The 5,465-nt window shown below is 62.1% G+C and carries 4 protein-coding genes; 2 read left to right on the top strand and 2 right to left on the bottom strand.

Translation table 11 applies throughout. The features are described 5' to 3' along the window. A partial coding sequence (locus VIG32_02685) for an alpha/beta hydrolase (protein HEY8296911.1) occupies window positions 1–406 on the top strand: 406 nt, incomplete at its 5' end. A 487-nt stretch (window positions 407–893) separates the two neighbouring features. On the opposite strand, the gene VIG32_02680 is transcribed toward VIG32_02685, so the two are convergent. After that, window positions 894–3,989 (bottom strand): hypothetical protein, encoded by a 3,096-nt coding sequence (locus VIG32_02680; GenBank protein ID HEY8296910.1) that lies wholly within the window; start codon window positions 3,987–3,989, stop codon window positions 894–896. 217 nt (window positions 3,990–4,206) lie between these two features. After that, window positions 4,207–4,866, bottom strand: a complete 660-nt coding sequence (locus VIG32_02675; GenBank protein HEY8296909.1) for a GNAT family protein — start codon at window positions 4,864–4,866, stop codon at window positions 4,207–4,209. 19 nt (window positions 4,867–4,885) lie between these two features. Between VIG32_02675 and VIG32_02670 the strand changes: the two genes are divergently transcribed. Continuing rightward, a complete protein-coding gene (locus VIG32_02670) occupies window positions 4,886–5,449 on the top strand; it encodes a GNAT family N-acetyltransferase (protein ID HEY8296908.1) in 564 nt (187 codons plus the stop codon). Window positions 5,450–5,465: the final 16 nt, after the last annotated feature.

Below are 5,465 nucleotides of genomic sequence, written 5' to 3'. Positions count from 1 at the left end.
GAACCTGACGCCCGATCAACTCATGGCCGGCGCCAAAACCTACAGCGTGCCGTACATGACGCAAGCGAAAAACGTGGATACCGTGGTCGCATTCGGCAAAGGCGCCGATCCCGCCGCGACCAGCGAGTACATGACGGAGCTCATCAGCGCCGACATCCGCCCCGACCTTGCAAAAATAACCATCCCGCTGCTCGAACTCGGCCCCTTCGACGCAACGCTCGATCCGCACAACCCATCGATGTCGACCAAGACACTCGCCGAAAAACAAGCCTACTACCAAAAACTCTTAAGCAACGACCCAACGGCAAAAGTGCAATTCATCGACAACTCCCGCCACTTCATAATGATCGACCAACCCCAAGCCTTCTACGCAGCAGTGAGCGCGTTCCTAAAAACGCTCCCCTAAGCTGCGCCAAGCTTCGACTAGCAGCACGAGCACGTTCCAGCATCGCCTTTCGACAAGCAGTCCTTCGACAAGCAGTCCTTCGACAAGCAGTCCTTCGACAAGCTCAGGATGACAAGTGGGGGCATCTTTTTTTTTGTCATGCTGAGCCTGTCGAAGCACGAGCGGGTTTCTCGCGTCGTCTTTCGACAAGCAGTCCTTCGACAAGCTCAGGATGACAAGTAGGGGGGCATCTTTTTTTTGTCATGCTGAGCCTGCCGAAGCACGAGCGGATTTCTCGCGTCGTCTTTCGAGAAGCAGTCCTTCGACAAGCTCAGGATGACAAGTAGGGGGGCATCTCTTTTTTTGTCATGCTGAGCCTGTCGAAGCACGAGCGGATTTTTCGCGTCGCCTTTCGAGAAGCAGTCCTTCGACAAGCTCAGGATGACAAGTGGGGGCATTTTTTTTGTCATGCTGAGCTTGTCGAAGCACGAGCGCGTTCCTAGCGGGGTTAGTGCGTGGCCATTAGGGTTCGGAGCCTGGCTTCGCCGGTGGCGGCTTGGGCGCGGAGGTCTTCGTAGCTTGCGTATTCGGCGGCGGTGGGTTTTTCGTAGGCTAGTTCTAGATCGTTTGCGAGGAAGGCGATTTGGTCGCGCAGCTTGGTCTCGAGCAGCACGTCGCCTTCGGTCGAGTGGAGATTCAACTGGGCCAAGTTGGCGATCTCGCGGTTGACTTGCGCGCGCTTCGCCGGCGTCATCCGGCTGCGAGCGGCCATCGCCGCATCGATCGCTTTGTTCAAACTATCGAGCGTGCCGTGAACGCGCGTTTCGAGTGCCAGGCGCGCGTCGAGATCGCCCGCCGCCGGATGGAGACGCGGGTCGAGCGCCACGTGCAGCGGTTGCGTTAGTTTCTTTGCGCCGTACTGCAGTACCACGGCGTACGCGCCGGGGACGATCGTCGGTCCGTCGACGTTGTCGCGGAAATCGTCGGTCGTCGGTTGGCGGAAGCCGGGGATGTCGGTTGCGGGCGCGTAGCGCATGTCCCATTGGAAGCGATTCATGCCCGGTTCGATGGTCGTGATCTCGCTCACATCCAGCGCGCGCTGGTGCACGTCGTCCATGAGGGCGCGCACTTCGGGCGCGACCTTCTTCGCGTACTTGTCTTTGCGGTGCAGCGCGAAACTGCGAATCGTGGTGCCGTGCGCGTCTTCGAACGAGAGCGTTACGGGCGTCTGGCCGTTGTAACTCGCCGGTACGTTGAAGAACACGGTCGCGCCGTAGGCCGGATTCTGCCCCACGTCGCCGACGGCGTTGCCGCCGTATGCGTGCGAGAGCCACGCCGTCTCCGGTTCGAAGAGCTGCGCGTCGGCGACGCTCGGCTCGCTCGTGCGTGCGAGCTGTTCGAGCATCGCGAGGTTATCGAGAATCCAAATCGCGCGCCCGTGCGTGGCGATCGCGACCTCGCCTTGGCGAGCGTTAATGGCGATATCGCGCACTTGCACGCCCGGAAGATTGAGCGTGAGCGGCTGCCACTGCGCGCCGCCGTCGAGGCTTACGTACACGGTGCTGCGGGTGCCCGCAAAAAGCAGGCGCGGTTCGCGCGGATCCTGGCGCACGATGTAGGCGTATTGATCGGTCGGCAAACCGGTCGTCATCGCCGTCCAATGCGCGCCGTAGTCGGCCGTCTTGTAGACGTAGGGGTGAAAGTCGTCCCACATGTAGCGCGAGGCCGTGAGATACGCCGCGCCCGCCGCCGTATGCGAGGGCTCGATCGAACTAATCTGCGCCCACTGCGGCAACGCCGGCGGCGTTACCAGCGACCACTTCGCACCGTGATCGGTGGTAACGTGCACCAGGCCATCGGCCGAACCCGCCCACATCACGTCGCCGTTGAGCGGCGAAACGGCAAGCGAGGCGATATCCGGAAACGTTTCCGCGCTGGTTTGATCGTAGTCGATCGGTCCGCCGCTGGGGCCTTCGGTGCTCTTATCGTTGCGCGTGAGATCGGGACTGAGAATCTTCCACGTCTTGCCTTCGTCCATGCTCGAGAAGACGTTCTGGGCGGCCACCAGCAGCTCGTGCGGGTTCGCCGGCGAGAAGAAGATGGGATGCGTCCAGCCGAAGCGGTAGCGCAATTCGCCCGCCGATGCGCCCGAGAGATAGGTCGGCCACGGGCTGACGTTGTGATCTTGGCCGATGCTGTTGTCTTGACGCATCATCGCGCTGTAATAGCCGCTGCCGTAGGTAACGTTGGGATCGCCCGGCTGCGGCGCGACGAACGTACTCTCGCCCGATGCCACGCCGTGCCAATCGCCCAGACTAATGCTGCCCTGCGAGGTCGCGCTCGGCCCTTCGAAAGCGCCTTCATCTTGCGCGGCGCCGTAGACGTGGAACGGAAACTGCCCGTCGAGCGCGATGTGATAGTACTGGCCCGTGGGCTGATTGTTCTCGCTGCTCCACGATTTGCCGCCGTCGGTCGAAACCGTGCCGCCGCCGTCGTCGCCGCCGAGCAAAATCTTCGAATTGTGCGGATTGATCCAGAGAATGTGGTGATCGCCCGAGGGCGAGATCGCCTTCCACGACTTGCCGCCGTCGGTCGTTTTGAAGACGCCGTCGACTTCGGGCGCGTACGCGACCTGCGAGTTGCTCGGGTCGGCGTAAATGGCCATGTAATAGAATGCGCGCTGGCGCAGCTTCATCTCACTATTGACGCGCTTCCACGTTGCGCCCGCATCGGTGGAACGGAAGACGCCGCCGTCGTGCGCCTGAACGATCGCATACACGACGTTGGGATTGCTGGCCGAAACCGAGACGCCCATGCGCCCCAGCAGATCGTGCGCGAAGCCGGGATGCTTCGAAATGTTGGTCCAATGCGCGCCGCCGTCGACCGTTTTGTAGAGGCCGCTACCCGGTCCGCCGCTGGTGAGCTTCCACGGCACGCGCTGCGCCTGCCACATCGATGCGTAGAGCACGCGCGGATTGTGCGGATCCATCACCACGTCGATCGCGCCGGTCTTATCGTTAACGAAGAGCACTTTGCTCCAGGTTTTGCCGCCGTCGGTGGTCTTGAAGACGCCGCGCTCGGCGTTGGGCTTGAAGACGTGGCCCATCGAGGATGCGTAGACGATGTTCGGATCGGTCGGATGAATCGCGAGCGCGCTCGTGGTGTGCGTGTCGCTCAAACCCGCATAATGCCAGGTTTTGCCCGCGTCGGTGGTTTTGTAGATGCCGACTCCGGTATCGAAGTCGCTACGAATATCGCTCTCGCCGGTGCCCGCGTAGATGACGTGCGAATTCGACGGCGCCACCGCGATCGCGCCGATCGAATCGGCCACGCCGGGAATCTTACCGTCGCTGATGTTGGTCCACTCTTGTCCGTAGTCGGTGCTGCGCCAAACGCCGCCCTGCACGCCCCCGAAGTAGAACAAGTTCGGATTGCTGGGCACGCCCGCAACCGCCACCGCGCGCCCGCCGATAAACGGCCCGATATTGCGCCACTGCAACTTGCTCATCAACTTCTGCGCCGGACTCGCCGAATCGGTCGCCCGAGAAACCGCCGGCACGGCGAGCAACAACCCAACCAAAACAAAAGAAACCAGCTTCTTCATGCCATCCCTTTACAAGCGCATTTTCTTAATCGTCATCACGCATCGCTACCACGCATCGCTACCATGCATCGCTACCACGCATCGCTACCATGCATCGTCATCACACCTTGTCATGCTGAGCTTGTCGAAGCACGAAGCACGAAGCACGAAGCACGAAGCACGAAGCACGAGCACGAAGCACGAAGCACGAAGCACGCCATGACACCGACCCCCGTTACTATTGCCCCTCGCTATGCCCAACCCCTCGGCCAAGCATCGCGCGAAGATTCGCCCGAACCGCCGGCCACTCGGCGGCGACGATGCTGTACACGTACGTGTCGCGCAGCGTGCCATCCGCATGCAGCATGTGGCTGCGCAGCACCCCATCGAGCTTCGCCCCCAGCCGCTCGATCGCGCGCCGGCTCCGCCGATTAAACGCCGACGTCCGAAACTCAACCGCGATACACTCCAGCGTCTCAAACGCGTGCGTCAGCAAAAGCAGCTTCGCCTCGCTATTTACCCCGCTCCGCTGCACCCCAGCCCGATGCCACGTCGACCCGATCTCCACGCGCCGATTCTCGACATCGACGTTCATAAACGTCGTCATCCCCACCGCGCGGCCCGTCGCCGCCTCCACGACGGCAAACGGCAGCATCGTCCCCCGCTCGAACAACCCCAGCCGCCGCGCAATCTCGGCCCGCACGCCGTCGGGACTGGGAACGCTCGTATACCACAGCTCCCATAGCCGCCCGTCGGCAACGGCCTCAACCAAATCGTCATGATGCTCGAACGCGAGCGGCTCGAGCACCACGTGCGCCCCCCGCAAAACAACCGGCGTCAGCAGATTCAACGCACACCAACTCTCATCGCCCCACTCGTTCAAGATGACCGGCCGCATCCATGCGGAAACACACGGCATGCCGCACTTACAGACGGAGCGCCTTCGACTCGAGCCGCTAACGGCGCACCACGCTGCCGCTTTTCTGGCATTCGTCGAGCGCAATCGCGCGCATCTCGCGCGCTGGGAGCCGGAGCGCGACGACACGTTCTACACGCTCGCCTACCACCAAGACGAAATCGCACGGAGCGAAGCGAACGTGCAGCGAGGAACCGAAGCGCGCTTCATCGCCTTCGATGGCGCGAGTTCAGAGATCGTCGCCAGCGTAAACCTCTGGAACATTCGACGCGGCGCGATCCAAGCTGCAACGATCGGCTACTCCGTCGACGTCGCGTGCGAGGGCCGAGGCTACGCCACGGAATGCGCGCGCGCCGTGGTTCGGTACGCGTTCGACGAACTCAACCTGCATCGCGTCGAAACGAGCTATCAGCCCCTGAACGAACGCAGCGGGCGCGTGCTGCGAAAACTCGGCTTCGTCGTCGAAGGCTACGCCCGCGATCACCTGTTGATCGCCGGCACCTGGCGCGACGGCATCCTCGTTGCGCTTACCAACGAAACTTGGCGACCGGCGTTAGCGCGATAACGGGCGCGAACCGCGA

The sequence above is a fragment of the Candidatus Baltobacteraceae bacterium genome, assembly GCA_036559195.1.
Taxonomy (GTDB): domain Bacteria; phylum Vulcanimicrobiota; class Vulcanimicrobiia; order Vulcanimicrobiales; family Vulcanimicrobiaceae; genus JALYTZ01.
Note: the sequence above shows the minus strand (reverse complement) of the source record. Positions and strands in the feature narration are given on the sequence as shown.

What these genes read in the sequence shown, in the direction of transcription:
- VIG32_02680 (HEY8296910.1), bottom strand. Translation starts at nt 3,989, where the DNA reads ATGAAGAAGCTGGTTTCTTTTGTTTTGGTTGGGTTGTTGCTCGCCGTG.
- VIG32_02675 (HEY8296909.1), bottom strand. Translation starts at nt 4,866, where the DNA reads ATGCGGCCGGTCATCTTGAACGAGTGGGGCGATGAGAGTTGGTGTGCG.
- VIG32_02670 (HEY8296908.1), top strand. Translation starts at nt 4,886, where the DNA reads ATGCCGCACTTACAGACGGAGCGCCTTCGACTCGAGCCGCTAACGGCG.